The organism is Rufibacter latericius, from assembly GCF_003721515.1.
Taxonomy (GTDB): Bacteria; Bacteroidota; Bacteroidia; order Cytophagales; family Hymenobacteraceae; genus Nibribacter; species Nibribacter latericius.
Window position 1 is genome coordinate 229313 of record NZ_RJJD01000004.1, and the last position, 17524, is coordinate 246836.

A 17524-nucleotide genomic window follows, 5' to 3' on the forward strand; every position below is an offset into this window, starting at 1 on the left:
GAATTATTTCCACATATCACAAAAGAGAGGTTTTTTGTAAACAAATGATAGTTAATGATTTAAACTGTGGCGGGAAGGTTTTCAGGCTCGAAACTACAGTAGGGGTATTATCTTAGTCGCGGGGAAGAATGGATTATTACAGCCTCAGTTGATTTCTGCCCCTTTTTCTGAAAACAGCCCCTAAACAGGAGTCCCGTCCTTTCCGGCATTTGGGGCTTCCTATTCAAGGGCTGTTTTTCTAAAAAACTATTTATTTAGTGCGGCTGAACTCCAGCTCCGAGAAATGGAGATCTGGGTTGTTCGCGTCCAGGCGCAGCTCGGTGATGGAACCGTCAGGACCAGGCAGGAAACGGGCCTTGGTGGGCGTGAGTAGCGCGAAGTTGTTTTTCCAGGCCAGGTCAAAGATATCGGGTTGCCAGAGGGTGAGTTCTCCGCCTAAGGCTGGAGCCGAGATTAAGCTTAGCATCAGTTTTCCGTTCTGCACGGTTACCACCGCATCTCCATAGTAAGGGCTGTGGAACGTGCCGGCGTAGGCGTTCAGGTCACGGGTGAGTTTGGCTTTGGCGGGTTTCTGTTTGGCGGCTTTGGCTTCGGCCGCCTTTTCTGCAGCTTGAGCTTTGGCGGTTATCCCCAGGTTGAACTGGCTCCAGTCCCGGCCATTCTGAATGCCCAGGAACTGATCTATGGTGTAGTTGGCGATGGGCGCCATGATGCTGCTCATGCTGTTGGTCAGAATCACGATGCCCAGTTTCTCCTCGGGCACCAGCACCGTGCGGCTGTTCATGCCCTCGTGGCCGCCGCCGTGCACCACTATCTTCTTGCCCTGGTAGTCGTTCAGCATCCAGCCCAGACCGGCCCCGCTGAAATGAACTGAAGGCGTGATTTTTTCCATCTCTTTTGCTACCGGTGTTGCGTTGTGCATGGTCCACATGGTGTGCGAGGCATTCTCAGAAAACAGGCGCTGGCCTTTGTAGGTGCCCCGGTTCAGTTGTAGCTTCAGCCATTTGGCATCATCGGTCACGCTGGTGAAAATACCGGCCGCCGGGTTCCAGCTATCCCAAGCGGTGAGCACCGTAGGCACGGGTTTCCCGTTTTCAGAAGTAGGATTGCCGTGCGGCGTGGTCACGTTTTCAATCCCCTTCAGTTGATTTATCGAAGTATAGGAACGATTCATTCCCAGCGGCTTGAAGATGCGCTCCTGGATGAACTGCTCCCAAGGCTTCCCGCTAATGGCCTCAATGACTTCGCCGGCGGCGATGAACATAAGGTTGGAGTAGCCGTAGCCGCCCCGGAAAGGGTAAGCGGGTTTGAGGTACCTGGCGCGTTGCAGGATCTCTTTGCGGCTGAAAGTGGTGTTGTACCAGAGAATATCACCAGAGAAGGTTTGCAGGCCTACGCGGTGGCTCAACAGATCTCTAATGTTTAGGTTTTGCGTCACGTAGGGGTCATAGAGTTGCAGGTACGGCAGGTATTTGGTCACGGGATCGTCCCAGCTCAATTTGCCTTCGTCTACCAGCATGGCAAGGGCCGCAGCGGTATAGGCTTTGGTGTTAGAGGCGATCCCGAAAATGGTGTTGGCGTCAACCGCACCGCCTTTCTGCTGGTCGCGCACGCCGTAGCCTTTGGCAAACACCACCGAATCATTTTTCACAATGGCGATGGCCATGCCTGGCACGTTCCAGTCCTTAAGGGCTTTCTGGTAGTAGGCATCCAGTTTCTGAAGATCGGCTTGGGCAAAAGTGGGAAGAGAGAAGCTCCACAAGAGCAGAGCCAGCAAAGTGAGCCGGAGCGACCGGCCATAAGAATGAAGTGGCATGGGTGAGAATTTCGTTTTACCTCCCAAGATACATAAAAGACCGTTCGGTTGAAAATAGGCAGCCACCAGGAGGGAGCGGGTTCTCAGAATAATGCGCTACCTTTGCCTTGTTTCCCAGAGAACGCATGACCGAGGCAGAAAGCCTGCTTCGTTTACAAGCCGATTTCCGGAAACTAACGTAAAAACGACGCATGGGACGCATACTGGCCATAGATTACGGTGTGAAAAGGGTAGGACTGGCCGTCACAGATCCGTTGCAGATCATCGCCTCGGCGCTGGACACGGTACACAGCAAAGACGTGCTCGCGTTCCTTACCCAATACTGCCATAAAGAGGAGGTGGACGAGTTTGTGGTAGGCATGCCCAAGCACCTGGACAGCTCAGACACTAACAACACGCAGCACGTAGTGGGTTTTGTGAGACAGCTGAAGAAACAGTTTCCTGATAAAAAAGTAATTACCCATGATGAACGCTTTACCTCGCGCATGGCGTTTCAGACCATGATAGACATTGGCCTGAACAAAAAAGCCCGCGCCGATAAAGCCACCGTGGACAAAATCAGCGCCACCATTATTTTACAGAGTTACTTAGAGAGCAGACAATATCTATGATCTACCCTATTGTTGCCTACGGCGATCCGGTGTTGCGCACCAAAGCCAAAGACATTCCCTTAGATTCTCCTGAGCTGGAAAAGCTCATCGAAGACATGTTTGAGACCATGTACCACGCCCACGGCGTAGGTCTGGCCGCCCCGCAGATCGGGAAAAGCATCCGCCTGTTCGTCATCGACTCCAAGCCGTTCATGGACGAGGGCGAAGAAGAAAAAGGCGTGAAGAAAGCGTTCATCAACCCTACCATTCTGGAGGAATCCGGAGAGGAGTGGGGCTTTGACGAAGGCTGCCTCAGTATCCCTGGCGTACGCGAGGAAGTTTGGCGCCTGGAGCGCGTTAAGATCCGCTACTATGACCTGCAAGGCAAGGAATACATTGAGGAGTTCGACGATGTGACGGCCCGGGTGATCCAGCACGAGTATGACCACATTGAAGGCATCCTTTTCACCGACCACCTTTCTGCCCTTAAGAAACGCCTGATCAAAGGCAAGCTCACCAAAATCTCCAAAGGTGACGTTGACGCCGATTACCGCATGAAGTTTGCAGGGCTCAGTAAACGATAAGGATTGAAATCTTTTGATCTAGTAAGAAGCCTCACTTGTGCAGAACAGGTGGGGCTTTTTCGTTTTTTAGGTGTTTTGGTAAAAGGAGCCTCAAAATGGGCTTATGAGCTTAGTTTCTGGCTATTTGACAGTTCAGCCTCTTTCTCTGTATGTCTTTGAAGGGGGTAGGGGATGACTTTGATTGCCGGTCTTATTTTCTATGGTTCAAGTCTGTGACTTGGACCTACCTTGATCTGAAGTTTGCAACTTCAGTGAGGCGACAGCCTCAAAGCCACTTTTTGGGCCGTTACTTTCTAATTCCTTCTTACCAAGCCTCAAGGCTGCAGTCGCGGTCTGCCCGCGTTTGTCACTTTTCTCCTTGATGAGAAAAGTAACCAAAAGAATCAAGAAGAAAAGAAACTCGCTGACGCTCAGACAGTCTTTTCTTCACCTCTTCGTACCACCTCGCTGAAGTCCTCTTTTGCATAGCTCACGTAGGCCACTGCTGCTTTCTCCGTTCTAGCGTGCTGCAAGTCGTGCCTCGGCCTCATGGTAGGCCTTCGCCCCGACCTGCAGCAGGGTTAGGTGCTTTCGTTTGAGCCATTGTAATGCCTGATTTCGCTTCGCGGAGGGGTGGTTTGTCATTTAATGGATGGAAGTGGGAGCTATTTCTTCTTTTCTTTTTAAAAAGAATGATGTAACTTACTTACAGGCAGTTACTATTTGTAAGATGGTATGAAGCAGCTCGTTCTATATCCGGTATTTGTATTGCTTTCCCTTACCTGCGTAGGTCAAGGGCTGAGTTTGGACCAACTCTTGAAACTGCAGAGCATGGGCAAGCAGGAGGTGGGCGTCTTTCTCGGGGAAAAAGGCTGGGTCTCTAAATCAGACGCAGCCCCTACCGGGGAGAAACTGGGCAAGGCCGTGTGGGCGTATAACCCCGAAGGCGAAGGCGCCGATGCCTGGTGCATTCTCTATTATAGTGACACCAGTCCTAACCGCATCCTTTACAATGCCCAAGGCGGTCCTTCCTTTGATAAAATCAGGAAGAACGTGAAAAAGCGCGACATGGCTTTGCTGGAGGAAGGGGAACAGGCCGAGGGGCTTGATTTCATAGACTCCTACACCGATTACGCCGATGAGCAGGTGGTGGCCCGTCTCTATGATTACAAGCAAATTAATTACTACGGCATCAAGATCTTCAAGAAAGAAGATTACCTGCAGGCCAAGAAAAGCGCCAAGCTTTAATCCCCTGATTTAGTCCTGTTTTCCTGAAAACCCCTGCAAAAGGCCGCAGTCAGCAATCCTCACTCTTTAAGGTGAAGCTTTGGGGCTGTTTTCGGGAAAAGAGCCCTGAAATACAGGAACTTCCCTGGCTGTGTTGCTCGTATACCTTTTCATGCGAAAACGGTTCTTGCTTTTGGTGCTTCTGCTTTCGGCGCAGCAGGTGGGGTGGGCCTGGGGCTTTTACGCGCACCAACGCATCAACCGGCAGGCGGTGTACACCCTTCCGCCCGAGATGATCGGGTTTTTCAAGCAGCACTTGTCTTACCTCACCGAACAGGCGGTTGCCCCAGACAAAAGGCGCTATGCCGTACCTGAGGAAGGAGCCCGTCATTTCATCGACCTGGATGTGTACGGCGATAGTGCCGCCTACAAGCTTCCCCGGCACTGGGAGGAAGCGGTGCGGCAATTCACTCTGGATACGCTGCAACGGCACGGCATTGTGCCCTGGCATATCGGGTTGGTGCAGTATCAGCTTACCCAGGCTTTTAAAGAGCACGAGATCCCGCGCATCCTCCGGCTTTCCGCGGAACTGGGGCATTACCTCGCCGATGCCTGCGTGCCCTTGCACACTACCCGCAACTATAATGGTCAGTTCACGAACCAGAGAGGCATTCATGGCCTCTGGGAAAGTCGCTTGCCGGAACTTTGGGCCAAAGAATATGATTTCTTTATAGGGCCGCCGCAGCACTTGGCCAATCCTGGCCGAACTGCCTGGGAAATAGTGGCCAGGTCTAATGCTGCTTTGGATTCTGTTTTCTCCGTAGAGAAACAACTAAGCCAGGCTTTCCCCGAAGACAAAAAGTACAGCCTGGAGGAGCGGGGAACGGCTACCGTGAAAGTCTATTCCCGGGAGTTCAGTCAGGCCTATCATAGGGGTCTGAAAGGGCAGGTGGAACGACAGATGCGGTTGGCCATTCATCTGGTGGCCAGCTACTGGTACACGGCCTGGGTAAACGCCGGTCAGCCAGACCTGAAGCAGTTGGCCCCGCTCACCCCAGAGCAAAAACAGCAACTGGAACTGGAGAAAGCCGTGTACCAGACCGGGGAGCACGATGCACGGCAGCCCTAACAATAACCGTTCTCTGGCTGTTTTATGGAAAACAAGGCGAAAACGCATCTCTCTGAAAAGAGCTTCCGCCGAGGTGCTGCTGAACAAAAACGCCTTTATGGAGAGGAGAACCTGACATGATTAAAAGCTATAAACTAGACGTGTTCCTGATATCGCTGGGAGTGGCAACGTTGGTGGTTCAGCGGTTTTTCCTGCCAGGCCCAACGGAATCTGAGGGGTGGAAACTGAGTGCCAACTTCAGCGCCTCGGCGCCGGTGAAAGCGCAGGCAGTCCCTGAGCCGGAATGGATCCTGACGTTCCCGCCAGAGTCTAAATACCAGGACCTCACCCCGCCGGCCGGCGTGACCCTTAATCCTTTTTTAGAGGTGCAACGCATTGTAAAAGCAAATGGGCGCGTTAAAGACTATGCCGGCAAAGACACCGACATGCGCCAGTTGCTGCTGGCCCACGCCGGCAAAGAGTATCTGTTTGTCTTGCAGCAGCAGGCCGCCAATGAAATGCTAAGGCACGAGCTGTTTCCGCACTTTTACCTTGATCCTACCCAGCCCAATATGCTGGAGGGAATCAGTTTCTACACCCAGCAGTTGGTGGAGGCAAAATCTGAGGATGCCAAACTGATGTATATGTGCCTACGGGCCCTGAAAGAGTATTGGCCTGAGCGAAAGATTGCCCAGGTGGCCCTGGCAACCGCTGGCCGTGTGCAGGCACGGAAACTGAAATCTGCCGCAGATACCGCTTCCGTTACGGGCTACCATCGACAGGTGTATGCTCGCGAACTGAAGAAAATGGCCGGTAAGTTAAAGAACCGCGCCTAAGTGGATAAGCCTGTGGAAAAGCGGGTGTATAGGAGCGTGGAGAAATATTCTTTCTTACTTGTTTCGGGGAGCTTACCTAAAGTATTACTTTAGAAGCGAGGGGTAGGGTAAAACGTTGGCTAGGTGTCTTCTAAAAGTGAATTAATTTTCGTTACATGATCTATTCTTTTTGCGACCGTGCCGTGTGGGCACTGACTTGTGTGTGTCTCCTAAGCCTTACCTCCTGCGAAAAAATCCTTCGGGACAAAGCCACCAAGGCCACCTCAGGCCAAGAACAAGCGACAGCGGCAGCGGATAGCAGCGCCACCGCAGCCTCGGCCCAGAAACCCAAAGAGCCGGAATACGAGATTACCTATCCCAAAGAATCTCCCTTCAAAGGTCTTACTCCGCCCAAGGGTGCCAAGAAAAATCCGTTCGAAGAAATACCTCGTATCTCCAAAGCGCACGAAGGCGAACCCAACTGGGCCGACAAGCACGCCGACATCAAAGGAGTTCTGTTGCAGAACATGCGGAAAGATTACCTCTTTGTCTTGCAGCAGCAGGCCGCCAACGAGATGCTGCGCAAGGAACTGTTCCCGCATTACTACCAGGACATGGGCAACACCCGGGTTCTGCTGACCATTGCCTATTACACAGAGCAACTGATGGAGGCCAAGTCTGAAGACTCTGAGCTGATCTATAAGTGCCTGCGGGCCCTGAAAGGCCATTGGAGTGACAAGCAGATTGCGCAGGTAGCGCTGGCTACCGCCAAAAGAGTGCAGGCGCGGCCCATTGTCTCTGCCGCAGACACCACTACCCGCAACGGCAGTTACCGCCAGATTTATGCCCGCGAGCTCAGGAAAATGGCGCAGAAATTAACCACTAACGCATGACCCAGTAAAGGCAACTTTACTGAGCTGTTTTTTGTATTATAAAGGAAGTTTTATTTCTGTATTTGGTTGTAAGTTATAAACAATCAAATATTTAGGAAGATAGCTTCTTTCGATCTAATATGATTTGTAACCAATATGACTGAGAAAACAGAGCCTAAGAGAATCCAAAACTCTTTGTTTCAAGTGCGTTTGCCCTTGTTTCTGGGATTAGCCATGGCATTGGGCATTTTACTGGGAGCCACCCTGTTCCAGCCTAGTTCCAACAATCCTCAGGGCACGGCCCGAGGCTACCTCAAGTTCCGGGAGATTCTGAGCTACATTGACCGCGAGTACGTAGATACCGTGAACACTGAGCAGCTCTCTGAATATGCCATCAACAAGATGCTGGAGAAGCTGGATCCGCACTCTTCCTATATTCCGGTGAAAGACATCACCATGGCCCGTTCTTACCTGGAGAGCGATTTTGACGGCATCGGGGTGGAGTTCAACATCTTCCGGGATACCCTGTACGTGATTGCGCCGCTGAGCGGAGGTCCTTCTGAGCAGGTGGGCATTCAGGCAGGTGACAAGATCCTGAAAGTGAACGGTGAGAACATTGCCGGCGTGAATATCTCCAATGAAATGGTCTTCAAGAAACTGCGCGGCCCCAGAGGCTCCAAGGTGAACTTGACGGTGCTGCGTCCGCATGAGACGAAGCCCGTGCAGTTTTCGGTGACTCGCCGCAAGATTCCGTCCGTGTCAGTAGATGCCGGGTACATGGTAGACAAACAGACCGGGTACATCAAGGTAAGCCGCTTCTCTAACGGAACCTATGAGGAGTTCAAGTCCAAGCTGACTTCCCTGAAAAAACAAGGTTTGCAACGCCTGATCCTTGATTTGCGCGACAACCCCGGCGGCTACCTGGACCACGCCACCCGCATGGCCGATGAGTTCATCGCCGGAAACAAGAAACTGGTATACACCGATGGCAAAGGCTCTAAGTACGATGCCAACTACTACGCCAAGACAAAAGGCGATTTTGAGCAGGGTGAATTGATTGTTCTGATCAACGAAGGCAGTGCCTCGGCCTCTGAGATTTTGGCCGGTGCCCTGCAGGACCATGACCGTGCTTTGATCGTGGGCCGGCGTTCCTTCGGGAAAGGGCTGGTGCAGGTGCCTATTCCGTTGTCTGACGGAGCAGAGCTTCGCCTGACTATCTCTCGCTATTACACGCCAAGCGGCCGCTCTATCCAGAAGCCGTATGACCCGGAGTCATCTGAGGATTATGAGATGGAGTTGATGAACCGCTACAAGCACGGCGAGTTCTTCAGCCAGGACAGCATCAAGTTCAATGACTCTCTTAAGTACAAGACCAGCAAGGGCCGCATTGTCTACGGCGGCGGCGGTATCATGCCAGACGTGTTTGTGCCGCGTGACACCACAGACCAAACTAACCTGCTGACCGAGTTGTACCGCAAGAACGTGCTGCGCGAGTATGCCCTGACCTATTTCCGGGAGCACCGCCAGCAGTTAGAAGGTAAAGCTTTGCCAGAGTTCCAGGAGTCTTTCCAGATCACCGATGCCATGTTGCAGGGACTTTTGAAAGAAGCCAAACGTGCCGACATCAAAATAGACAATAAGGAGTTGAAGAGATCCGATAAAACCATCCGGAATAACCTGAAGGCGTTCATTGCCCGGAGTCGTTACGAAGCCGAAGGTTTCTACCCGGTTCTGAACGAGATGGACCCCGATTTCCAACGGGCCCTGGGGCTCTTTGGTCAGGCCAAGCACATCAGCCTAGGAAAGTAATTGAAAGCGCCGCAGAGAGAATTTTCTGCGGCGCTTTTGCTTTAAGCGGGAGGATGTTCTAACTTATTCCCTTTAAAGCGGAGACGGGCTTCCTGTTGGTGGCTGGCAATCATTTTCCCCGATTAAACAAAGCAATTCTGTTTTCGGCTTGGTTTACTTAAAACAGGCCTGAAACGTAGGCTGGTCTTGACACCGGTAAATGCTGGTTTTTGCTTTAGAATAAGTTAGCTTACGCGTTTTTAGACTTTCACTCCCTCACGCACTGAAAAGGTATGGCCTATTATCATCGGTTAGGAAACATTCCCCGCAAGCGGCACACGCAGTTCCGGCAGCCAGACGGTAGCCTGTACCACGAGCAGCTGGTGGGTACGCTGGGTTTCTCCGGCGTTTCCTCGTTGCTTTACCACCAGCACGCCCCCACCAGAATCACCCGCATTGGTGAACCGGTACCGTACGGGCCGGTCAAATCTGACGTGCCGCTGGCGCCGTACCACATCCGTCCATTCAAAGGGGAAAGCACCGGCGAGGATTACCTGAGCGCCCGTAAGACGCTCCTGATGAACAAGGACTGCACCATCTCCATCTGCCTGCCAAGGGAGCGCGCCATGACGTACTTCTACAAGAATGCCCTGGCAGATGAGATTGTGTTCATCCACGAAGGCTCCGGCGAGTTGCGCTCGCAGATGGGGCGCCTGGAAGTAGAGGCCGGCGATTACGTGGTGATTCCCAGAACCATCATTCACCAGTGGAAGTGGAACGAAGGCCCGGTGCGCCTGCTTATTACCGAGAGCTTCAGCCCCGTGGAGACCGTGCGGCGTTATAGAAACCATTTTGGGCAGTTACTGGAGCACTCGCCGTACTGCGAGCGTGACCTGCGTCCGCCCCATGAACTGATCCAGGAAAGCGAGCCCGGCGAATATTTGGTGCAGATCAAGAAAGAAGGCTTCCTGCACCAGTATTATTATGATTTCTCACCGCTGGATGTGGTAGGTTGGGACGGCTATTTCTATCCGTACGCGTTCTCCATCCATGACTTTGAGCCTATTACCGGCCGCATTCACCAGCCACCGCCCGTGCACCAGACCTTCGAGACGCAGGGCTTTGTAGTCTGCTCTTTCGTACCGAGGTTGTTTGATTATCACCCGCTGGCTATTCCCGCGCCGTACAACCACTCCAACGTAGACTCAGACGAGATCCTGTACTACGTGGCCGGTAACTTCATGTCCCGCAAAGGCATTGACATCGCCTCGTTCACTATCCATCCCAGCGGCATCCCCCACGGTCCGCACCCCGGTACCGTGGAAGCCAGCATCGGGAAGAAAGAAACGCATGAATTGGCCGTCATGATTGACACCTTCAAGCCCCTGTACCTAACCGTTGAGGCCTGGGAACTGGTAGACCAGAACTACCCCTTGAGCTGGAACCCAGATGTGGCTCCGCAGTCTCCCCGCCCCGCGGATATGATGGAATAGGGTTTTATGAGTGTTTTTGGAAAACTAGGCTAGAAATAAAGAAAAAAGCGGAAGCCTCTCTGTAAGGAGGGGCTTCGGGGTGTATAAGCCCTTTGCAAAAAAGCTTCCAAAGGGCTGAGAGTTAGTGATGCGTTGTAAAAAGGTTTATGGATGGCATGGTTTGATTTCTTTATAGGGGTACTGTTTCTGATAATTGGAATTACTTCTATTTATTACCTGCATGGAGAGAAGAAAAAAGAGTATAAAGATGAGTTTGGCCATGGTGTAGGGATGTATATTGTTTCTATTGGGATGATACTATATGGCTCATTTGAAGTGCTAAAGACCTTGTATGCTTTGGTTTGATGATTCTGCTATTTCGTATAAAACCAAGTCCTTATGTTTCCTTTCAACCCCAAAGCCACTTTCCTATAGCGCCAAACACCCTCCCTGTTATATCTTTGCAGCCCCTTACCAATAACTTTACCGCCATGCGCAAAGACTCACCCGCCAATAAACTGCAGAAGCTGATTGTAGTAGGAGACCGACTGCTCATCAAACCGAAGAGTACGAAGGAGCAGACCAAAAGCGGCTTGTTTCTGCCGCCCGGCGTGCAGGAGAAAGAGAAAGTGCAGGAAGGCTACGTGATGCGGGTAGGCCCGGGCTATCCTATTCCGGCAGATTACGGTCTGGATGATGAGATCTGGAACCAGGACGAGAAAGAAGCAGTGCGCTACCTTCCGCTGCAGGCCCGCGAAGGCGATCTGGCCATTTACCTCCAGCGCGATGCCGTGGAAATCAACTACATGGGCGATAGATACTTCATCGTTCCGCAGTCATCGGTGTTGCTGCTGGAGCGCGAAGAGGAATAGTCCAAGCAAAAGAATTATCTATTCCGTTTCAGGCCTGTTTTAACGAAAATAAGCCTAAAACCTTTTCCGGGAAGTGTCCGCTTTTGAATATTTGTTGTTCGGAAGCGGACATTTTTGTTTATGGCACACGTTCGTAATTCTCTTAAAATCAGTATTTTAAATGGTTGGCATGGCGCTTGTCTAAGGAAGAAAATAGCAGCTTTGTCTCAGGTGCGTGCAACCCCTTGAAAGAAGGGATGTCTTTAGCATAAAGAGACTTAGTTGGTACTAGTAAGTCCTCTATATGAAAAGCCATACCATGCGTCCATTTCTACTTTCCTCTTTCATTGTTCTTGGTTGTTTGAACCTGGCGGTGCCGGCGAGTGCCCAATCTGCAGAGCCAGCAAAAAAAGCCAGGAAAGCTGCCGCCGTGCGGGAGAATGACGAGGTGCAGGTAATCAACGGCACGTTAACCACCAAAGGAGGAAAAGGGGAAACGGTGTACATCACCACCGATGACAATGGGTTGCGCCTGAAACTGATCACCCAGGGAACCGTGACCGTGGCCAATGATGAGCAATCTATTTCCGGCCTTAGCGAAGGCGGGCGGTTTGAGTTCTCACGGCAGGAGAAGTCCGCGCCGGAGCACAAGGTGGTGCTGGAGAATAAGGCAGGAAAGCTGGAAGGAAAATACTGGGTAGACGGCGAGATTCAGGACTACGCCTCGGCCGGCCAGGCCTGGCTAGCGAAATACCTACCCGAGATGGTATCCAAAACCGGTTTGGGTGCTGAAGCCCGGGCCGAGCGCCTGTTCCAGGAGGGCGGCGCGAAGAAAGTGTTGTCCTATACCGGTTCTATGGAGGCGGGCAGCGGACGCACGAAGATGTACAAGTACCTCATCGGGAGAAATGACCTGAAGCCCGATGACATGCGCCTCCTCATAGACCAGGTGAGCCAGGGCAAAACCTCTGACTACGAGGCTGCTTCCATTCTTACCAAAATTCCGGGCAACCTGCTGGCTGACTCTGAGACCGCCGAGGCTTATGCCGCTGCCAGTACTTCTGTTTCTTCAGACTACGAGAAAGGCCGCATCTTGAAGCATTTGCTGCAGCAGGAAAAACTCTCAGACAAGGCCTTAGACAAAGTGGCCGAAGCCTTGGTTACCATTAACTCAGACTATGAGAAGGTAAAACTCCTGAATACCCTTTCCACCCGTTCTAACTTATCTGAGAAGCAGTTTGAGCTGGCCATGAAGTCGCTGCAGAGCGTTTCCTCAGACTACGAGCGCACCAAAGGCCTGGGCTCGCTCATGCGGCACGAGCAGCAGGTGGTTCGGTACTTTGACAAAGTGTTGCCGCTCATCAACACCATCAACTCAGACTATGAGAAAACCAAGGCCTATAGCCATCTGTTGGGCAACTCCAACCTGGGCTCTGGTCAATACTTGCCGCTGCTAAAAGCCAGCGAGGGCATAGGTTCTGATTATGAGAAAGCCAAGTTGCTGCGTAAGATGGCCCTGCAGTTGCCCAAAGACGATAAAAAAATAAGAGAAGCGTATTCCCAGGCGGCTAAAACCGTGGGTTCTAAATATGAATACGAAAAGGTAATGGCGGCTTACTAGTAAGTCGCTGTCATGTTGGTTGTTTGTAGTGAGCCGGCCCCTTAGGGGCCGTTTCCTTTTTAGGGCAGCCAAGAACCAGGAAACGGCTTTTGCCCTGATTTTCTGAAAACAGGCTTAAAGCACGAAGTAGCCGTGAAGGGCTCAAAAGGGACACAAACTGATGAAGATCATCTCGGTGGGTGACGCAGCTGCCTTCCGGCGCGGGAAGTAGTCTCTAATTTTGGGCCATGGAAACTAGCCTTACCACCAGCACTCCCCCGGTGCACTTAGTCAAGAAGTACAACGTGCCAGTTCCGCGTTACACCAGCTACCCCACGGTGCCTTTCTGGGGAAACGACTTGCCCGCTGTGCCGCAGTGGCAGGAAGCGCTGCTTTCTACCTTCAGAACCTCAAACCAAAAAGAAGGCATCAGTCTGTACATCCACCTGCCGTTCTGCGAGAGTTTATGTACGTATTGTGGCTGTAACAAGCGCATCACCAAGAACCACGGGGTAGAGCCGGTGTATTTAAAAGCGGTGCTGCAGGAGTGGGACAAGTATCTGGCCTTGTTTCCAGAAAAGCCCGTCATCCGGGAGATTCACTTAGGCGGAGGTACCCCCACTTTTTTCAGCCCCGAAAACCTCCAGTACCTCATCAACGGGCTCCTGGCCCAGGCCAAAGTGCATCCATCGCACGAGTTCAGCTTTGAAGGTCATCCCAACAATACCACCGCTGCCCATTTGCAGGCCTTGTATGAGGTAGGGTTCAGGAGGGTGAGCTACGGCGTGCAGGATTTATCAGAGAAAGTTCAGAAAGCCATTAACCGTCTGCAGCCGCTGGAGAACCTGGTGCAGGCCACCGATCTGGCCCGGCAGATAGGCTACACCTCGGTGAACTACGACCTCATCTACGGGCTGCCGTTCCAGACCTTGGAAAGCATTGAAGAAACCTTCCGGCAGGTGATTTCCCTGCAACCAGACCGCATTGCCTATTACTCCTACGCGCACGTTCCGTGGAAAGAAAAGTCCCAACGCCACTACTCAGACGCCGATCTGCCCTCTGATTCTGAGAAACTGGCGCTTTATACCCTCGGCCAAACCATGCTGCTGGAGGCGGGCTACCAGGATGTAGGCATGGACCATTTCGCGTTTCCGGAAGAGGAACTCTGCGTGGCGCAGCGGGAAGGTCGCCTGCACCGAAACTTCATGGGCTACACCACTAACCAGACGCAGCTCATGATTGGCCTGGGCGTGTCTTCTATCAGTGACCTGTACCGAGGTTATCTGCAGAACGTGAAAACGGTGGAGGAATACTATGCGCTCTTGGCCATGGGCGAGTGGCCCCTGTTTAAAGGCTATCTGCTGTCTGAGGAAGACGTGCAGATGCGCCGCCATATTCTGGATATTGCCTGCAACGGTAAAACCCACTGGCAGAACAGCCCTTTGGCATCGGTGATTCAGGAGAATGCTGTGCCTGTTTTAGAAAATCTGGCCGCCGATGGTCTGATAGAGTTAGGAGAAGAAGAGCTGGCGTTAACTCCTGTGGGTCGCCGTTTCCTGCGCTCCGTCTGCGCCGCGTTTGACCTCTACCTCAAGAAAGGAAATACAGAAATCTCGGCTAAGCCGATGTTCAGCAAAGCGGTCTAATAAACCGAAGCTACCGGTGCGGTATTCTGTTCACAAGTTCTTTTGAGGAGGAAAGCCATCCTAAATCTTCTCTGGTTCAAGTTTCCAACTTGGACTTATAATGGGCTTAAGTTTTCAACTTCAGTGAGGCGAGCGCCTCAAAAGCGTTTCGGGCCTGATTTCCAGAAATCAGGCCCGAAACGCTTTGTTTTAATCTAAAAGGTCTTGAAGTAAACGCTGTTACAGCTTGCCCACAAGGTCCTTCCAGGATGACAAGTGAGTGAGTGAGTGAGTGAGTGAGTGAGTGAGTGCCCTCAGAAAGGAACCTGTCAAGCTTTCCGCAACTTCTTGTACACCATGATGGCCGCCATCAACAGAACCGATAAGCCAATGAAGCCCAGAACTCCCCAAGTGGCATCCAGGCCGTTTTTAAGTACCACCAGGAACACAATGCTCACCAGGAAAAGCGTGGCCACTTCGTTCCAGATGCGGAGGGTAGTGGAGCTTTGCTTTATCTCGCCGCGCTGGTGCTGTTGGAAGATGCGGTGACAATACAAGTGATAAGCCAGCAATCCGGCCACAAAGCCCAGTTTAATCCAGAGCCACGTGGGAATGGGGTTATAGTAGCTCAGCAAACTTAAACCCATGATGACCGTGAGCACCGCAGAGGGCCACGTGATGCCGTACCAAAGCCGTTTTTGCATGAGCGCGAACTGCGTCTGCAGAATGCTTTTCTCGGGCTCGGGTTTTGAGGCCGTTTCGGCAAAATACACGAATAACCGCACAATGTAAAACAGGCCCGCAAACCAGGTGACCACAAAGATGATGTGCAGCGATTTCAGGTAATTGTAGTCCATAGCGGTTGTGTACGGCAGGAAAAGCGGGAAAGGCAATGCCGCTGCAAAAATGGGGGAAAGCGCTAAAGAAACCTACACACCCAAGGGCAGTAAAGCTTTTCTTCAGATTCTGTTTGCATGCCCTTTTCCTGAAAAAGCCTCTAAAACAGTTTAGAGCGATAGGCGCATGCCGATGGCCAGGTTAAGGATGTCTGGGATGGAGATGCCTTTGTTCCGGTACTTGTCTACGATCATGACATCGCTGGTGCCAATCTCACCATAGAACTCGGCGTACTTAGGCCGGTTGCGGCCTTTGAACTCCCGGCCCAGCGAAGAACCTACAAAAGGAAGAATACGCGTGGCCGTGGGCCAGATGTAATAGCCTTCGGGGTACTTTTTAGGAAAGAAGGTCTCAAACTGCTCCCCAATGGTCATACTGATGCCTGTTCCGGCTTTGATCCAACTGATCTGGAAACCCTTGAACAGCGGTTTGGGGTGCGACTGGTAGTAAATCTTGGTGGTAAAGGTGTGGGTAGTATTCTTGAACCCATAGTTGGGCGTGAACCCATACAGGATTTCGGCGTTGGTGCGATCGTGCTTCCCGAAGTCATAGCCCACACCGGCGGCCAGAATGCCAATGAGTCCGGCGTGCTGCGCCACTACGTAATCTGGGGCGTACCATTTGTTTTTGGGCCGATCTGCTTTGTCAGAGGCAAGCTGCCTGGTAGAATCAGACACTTCCTGCGCGTAGGCAGGGGAGAAGAAAAGTAAGAAAAGCAGAAGAAGGGTAGAGAAATAGCGCATATAGAATCAAAAGTCTATTTTTTCATAGGTGGCCTGATTTCCCGCTACCGTTACCATGACATAGCTCCGCTTCAAAGTTGCGGCCGTGGTCACGTAAGGGATGCCATCTTGGTACAGTTCCTTGGCTGAGTAATTGTGGGTGTGCCCATGCAGTGAAAGGCGCACGTCATACTTGTGCATCAGGGAGACATACGCCTGTTCCTGGGCCCGATTGGCCTCGCTGTTGTCTGGGATGATGTGCGAAATGACGAATTTGTTCTCAATGTTGGCGGGCGTCTGCAGTTCCCGCTCCAGCCAGTTGATGTCTGGGACACTCTCGTCAAACTCCAGGAAATTGGTGTTCAGGAGAATGAATTTGTTCCGCCCGAAGGTGAAGGAGTAGTTCAGGGGACCGTACATCTCTTTGTAGAGCTTGTCACCGTCGCCCAGGCAGTCATGGTTGCCTATCACGGTGACATACGGCATCTTCAGTTTCACCAGTACCTCGTGCATGCGCTCATATTCATCGGTGAAGGCATAATTGGTGAGATCGCCGGCGTGGAGCACGAAAGCAATGTCACGGGAGTTCATGTCTTTCACCATGTCCTCGGTTTCTTCAAAGTAGCCTTGGGTGTCTCCGGTGAGTGCAAACTTCAGGGGCTTCTCAGAATCATACTGCGGTTCCAGGGCTTTGATTCTGGACAGGTTCTCGGCGGTGAGGTCTTTGTATTCCAGGTTGCCGGCGTACGGGTGATACTGAAACATATCACAGGCCGACAGGAGAAAGAGAAGTGACAGGGCCAGCCACGTGCGGTGCGGTGGCAGGTTTTTCGTTTTCATGAACGTAATGAGATTGAAAATGTAGAATTCAAGTTTTTTCAGCTATACCCATAACCGGTGGCAAGGTTGTTGGTTTTGGCAGAATTACCCAAATAATTGCGTTTGACTACTCTGTCTTCAAATATTACTAGTAAGGTGTTAAAAACCTGATATTTGTAATTATATTTGTTTTATGCGTCCTGTCTGTATCAGAAAGAATTTACTGCTGGTTTTACCAACAATCCTGATGTTGACGGGTTTTGCCTGTAACCGGATGCCTGAGTCACCAAAAGAGGCCCAAAAAGAAATGCCAGCGTCTACCTCAAAGCTAAGTACCGCCCGTGAAAAGCTTCCGGTTCCTGACCAGAAGCCGGTGGCACCCGGTCATGCGCGGGTGGTGGTGCAAGTGGTGAAGATACTTCCTGCGCTGGAGACTTCGGGAAATGGACCCTGCAGTAAGACACCCTGCCAGGCAGAGGTAAAAGTGATTCAGGTAATTGGGTATGGCTCCGGTTTCAGCCAGAGTTTAGGCGAAGGCCAGCAGGTACGGGCCTACTTCCCAATGACGATGAAAGCCGTTAACGGTAGGCCCGGTGTCACGCAGGGGCAGAACATGACGGCTGAACTACGCGCCTCTCTCAGGGAGAGTGATCCGTTGGTGGTCCGTTCTTATGCATTGTTAGATTAATTTTCATCGGCTTTCATGAGCCCATCTTTTTAGTGTTCCAATTACCAGCCCAAAACCCTTTATAGATTTAT

At 51.7% G+C, this 17524-nt stretch carries 17 protein-coding genes; 13 read left to right on the forward strand and 4 right to left on the reverse strand.

Going from position 1 to position 17524, the window contains the following annotated elements:
- Positions 1-250: 250 nt before the first annotated feature.
- Positions 251-1816, reverse strand: a complete 1566-nt coding sequence (locus tag EFB08_RS08900; RefSeq protein WP_123126594.1) for a serine hydrolase — start codon at positions 1814-1816, stop codon at positions 251-253.
- A gap of 191 nt (positions 1817-2007) precedes the next feature.
- Between EFB08_RS08900 and ruvX the strand changes: the two genes are divergently transcribed.
- From ruvX to hemN, 12 genes are all read left to right on the forward strand, one after another.
- A complete protein-coding gene (ruvX, locus tag EFB08_RS08905; protein ID WP_123126595.1) occupies positions 2008-2427 on the forward strand; it encodes a Holliday junction resolvase RuvX in 420 nt (139 codons plus the stop codon).
- The gene (gene def, locus EFB08_RS08910) at positions 2424-2990 is read left to right on the forward strand and encodes a peptide deformylase (protein ID WP_123126596.1); all 567 of its coding nucleotides are present in this window, start codon (positions 2424-2426) and stop codon (positions 2988-2990) included. The genes ruvX and def overlap by 4 nt, the downstream gene beginning before the upstream one ends.
- A gap of 714 nt (positions 2991-3704) precedes the next feature.
- The gene (locus EFB08_RS08920) at positions 3705-4217 is read left to right on the forward strand and encodes a hypothetical protein (RefSeq protein WP_123126598.1); all 513 of its coding nucleotides are present in this window, start codon (positions 3705-3707) and stop codon (positions 4215-4217) included.
- Between the two features lie 151 nt (positions 4218-4368).
- The gene (locus tag EFB08_RS08925) at positions 4369-5325 is read left to right on the forward strand and encodes a zinc dependent phospholipase C family protein (RefSeq protein ID WP_123126742.1); all 957 of its coding nucleotides are present in this window, start codon (positions 4369-4371) and stop codon (positions 5323-5325) included.
- A gap of 116 nt (positions 5326-5441) precedes the next feature.
- Entirely contained in the window at positions 5442-6140 is a 699-nt protein-coding gene (locus EFB08_RS08930; protein WP_123126599.1) for a hypothetical protein, read from the forward strand.
- A gap of 155 nt (positions 6141-6295) precedes the next feature.
- Positions 6296-7012 carry a hypothetical protein gene (locus tag EFB08_RS08935; RefSeq protein ID WP_123126600.1) on the forward strand — a complete coding sequence of 239 codons (717 nt, stop codon included), beginning with the start codon at positions 6296-6298 and terminating at the stop codon, positions 7010-7012.
- A gap of 135 nt (positions 7013-7147) precedes the next feature.
- Positions 7148-8800 (forward strand): S41 family peptidase, encoded by a 1653-nt coding sequence (locus tag EFB08_RS08940; RefSeq protein WP_123126601.1) that lies wholly within the window; start codon positions 7148-7150, stop codon positions 8798-8800.
- A 272-nt stretch (positions 8801-9072) separates the two neighbouring features.
- Positions 9073-10272, forward strand: a complete 1200-nt coding sequence (locus tag EFB08_RS08945) for a homogentisate 1,2-dioxygenase (RefSeq protein ID WP_123126602.1) — start codon at positions 9073-9075, stop codon at positions 10270-10272.
- Between the two features lie 150 nt (positions 10273-10422).
- On the forward strand, positions 10423-10617 hold the full coding sequence (locus EFB08_RS08950) for a hypothetical protein (RefSeq protein ID WP_123126603.1): 195 nt from the start codon (positions 10423-10425) through the stop codon (positions 10615-10617).
- Positions 10618-10742: 125 nt separating this feature from the next.
- Positions 10743-11123: a co-chaperone GroES gene (locus EFB08_RS08955; RefSeq protein ID WP_123126743.1), complete on the forward strand. Its 381-nt coding sequence runs from the start codon at positions 10743-10745 to the stop codon at positions 11121-11123.
- A gap of 298 nt (positions 11124-11421) precedes the next feature.
- Positions 11422-12723, forward strand: a complete 1302-nt coding sequence (locus EFB08_RS08960; RefSeq protein WP_123126604.1) for a hypothetical protein — start codon at positions 11422-11424, stop codon at positions 12721-12723.
- A 227-nt stretch (positions 12724-12950) separates the two neighbouring features.
- A complete protein-coding gene (hemN, locus tag EFB08_RS08965; RefSeq protein WP_123126605.1) occupies positions 12951-14348 on the forward strand; it encodes an oxygen-independent coproporphyrinogen III oxidase in 1398 nt (465 codons plus the stop codon).
- 308 nt (positions 14349-14656) lie between these two features.
- Here the strand turns inward: hemN and EFB08_RS08970 are convergent, their stop codons facing one another.
- The 3 genes from EFB08_RS08970 to EFB08_RS08980 all read right to left on the reverse strand — a co-directional run bounded on the left by EFB08_RS08970 (position 14657) and on the right by EFB08_RS08980 (position 16786).
- Positions 14657-15184, reverse strand: coding sequence for a CopD family protein (locus tag EFB08_RS08970; protein WP_123126606.1), 528 nt, complete (start codon positions 15182-15184; stop codon positions 14657-14659).
- A gap of 150 nt (positions 15185-15334) precedes the next feature.
- Positions 15335-15967, reverse strand: a complete 633-nt coding sequence (locus EFB08_RS08975) for a hypothetical protein (protein ID WP_123126607.1) — start codon at positions 15965-15967, stop codon at positions 15335-15337.
- A 6-nt stretch (positions 15968-15973) separates the two neighbouring features.
- Positions 15974-16786 (reverse strand): metallophosphoesterase family protein, encoded by an 813-nt coding sequence (locus tag EFB08_RS08980; protein WP_123126608.1) that lies wholly within the window; start codon positions 16784-16786, stop codon positions 15974-15976.
- Positions 16787-17039: 253 nt separating this feature from the next.
- On the opposite strand from EFB08_RS08980, the gene EFB08_RS08985 reads away from it, so the two are divergent.
- Positions 17040-17453 carry a hypothetical protein gene (locus tag EFB08_RS08985; RefSeq protein WP_125077688.1) on the forward strand — a complete coding sequence of 138 codons (414 nt, stop codon included), beginning with the start codon at positions 17040-17042 and terminating at the stop codon, positions 17451-17453.
- Positions 17454-17524: the final 71 nt, after the last annotated feature.

Bases quoted from the DNA above. Each gene is read 5' to 3' on its own strand.
- ruvX (WP_123126595.1), top strand. From the start codon at position 2,008: ATGGGACGCATACTGGCCATAGATTACGGTGTGAAAAGGGTAGGACTG.
- EFB08_RS08900 (WP_123126594.1), bottom strand. From the start codon at position 1,816: ATGCCACTTCATTCTTATGGCCGGTCGCTCCGGCTCACTTTGCTGGCT.
- EFB08_RS08975 (WP_123126607.1), bottom strand. From the start codon at position 15,967: ATGCGCTATTTCTCTACCCTTCTTCTGCTTTTCTTACTTTTCTTCTCC.
- EFB08_RS08970 (WP_123126606.1), bottom strand. From the start codon at position 15,184: ATGGACTACAATTACCTGAAATCGCTGCACATCATCTTTGTGGTCACC.
- EFB08_RS08955 (WP_123126743.1), top strand. From the start codon at position 10,743: ATGCGCAAAGACTCACCCGCCAATAAACTGCAGAAGCTGATTGTAGTA.
- EFB08_RS08920 (WP_123126598.1), top strand. From the start codon at position 3,705: ATGAAGCAGCTCGTTCTATATCCGGTATTTGTATTGCTTTCCCTTACC.
- EFB08_RS08925 (WP_123126742.1), top strand. From the start codon at position 4,369: ATGCGAAAACGGTTCTTGCTTTTGGTGCTTCTGCTTTCGGCGCAGCAG.
- def (WP_123126596.1), top strand. From the start codon at position 2,424: ATGATCTACCCTATTGTTGCCTACGGCGATCCGGTGTTGCGCACCAAA.
- EFB08_RS08935 (WP_123126600.1), top strand. From the start codon at position 6,296: ATGATCTATTCTTTTTGCGACCGTGCCGTGTGGGCACTGACTTGTGTG.
- hemN (WP_123126605.1), top strand. From the start codon at position 12,951: ATGGAAACTAGCCTTACCACCAGCACTCCCCCGGTGCACTTAGTCAAG.
- EFB08_RS08950 (WP_123126603.1), top strand. From the start codon at position 10,423: ATGGCATGGTTTGATTTCTTTATAGGGGTACTGTTTCTGATAATTGGA.
- EFB08_RS08980 (WP_123126608.1), bottom strand. From the start codon at position 16,786: ATGAAAACGAAAAACCTGCCACCGCACCGCACGTGGCTGGCCCTGTCA.
- EFB08_RS08985 (WP_125077688.1), top strand. From the start codon at position 17,040: ATGCCTGAGTCACCAAAAGAGGCCCAAAAAGAAATGCCAGCGTCTACC.
- EFB08_RS08930 (WP_123126599.1), top strand. From the start codon at position 5,442: ATGATTAAAAGCTATAAACTAGACGTGTTCCTGATATCGCTGGGAGTG.
- EFB08_RS08960 (WP_123126604.1), top strand. From the start codon at position 11,422: ATGCGTCCATTTCTACTTTCCTCTTTCATTGTTCTTGGTTGTTTGAAC.
- EFB08_RS08945 (WP_123126602.1), top strand. From the start codon at position 9,073: ATGGCCTATTATCATCGGTTAGGAAACATTCCCCGCAAGCGGCACACG.
- EFB08_RS08940 (WP_123126601.1), top strand. From the start codon at position 7,148: ATGACTGAGAAAACAGAGCCTAAGAGAATCCAAAACTCTTTGTTTCAA.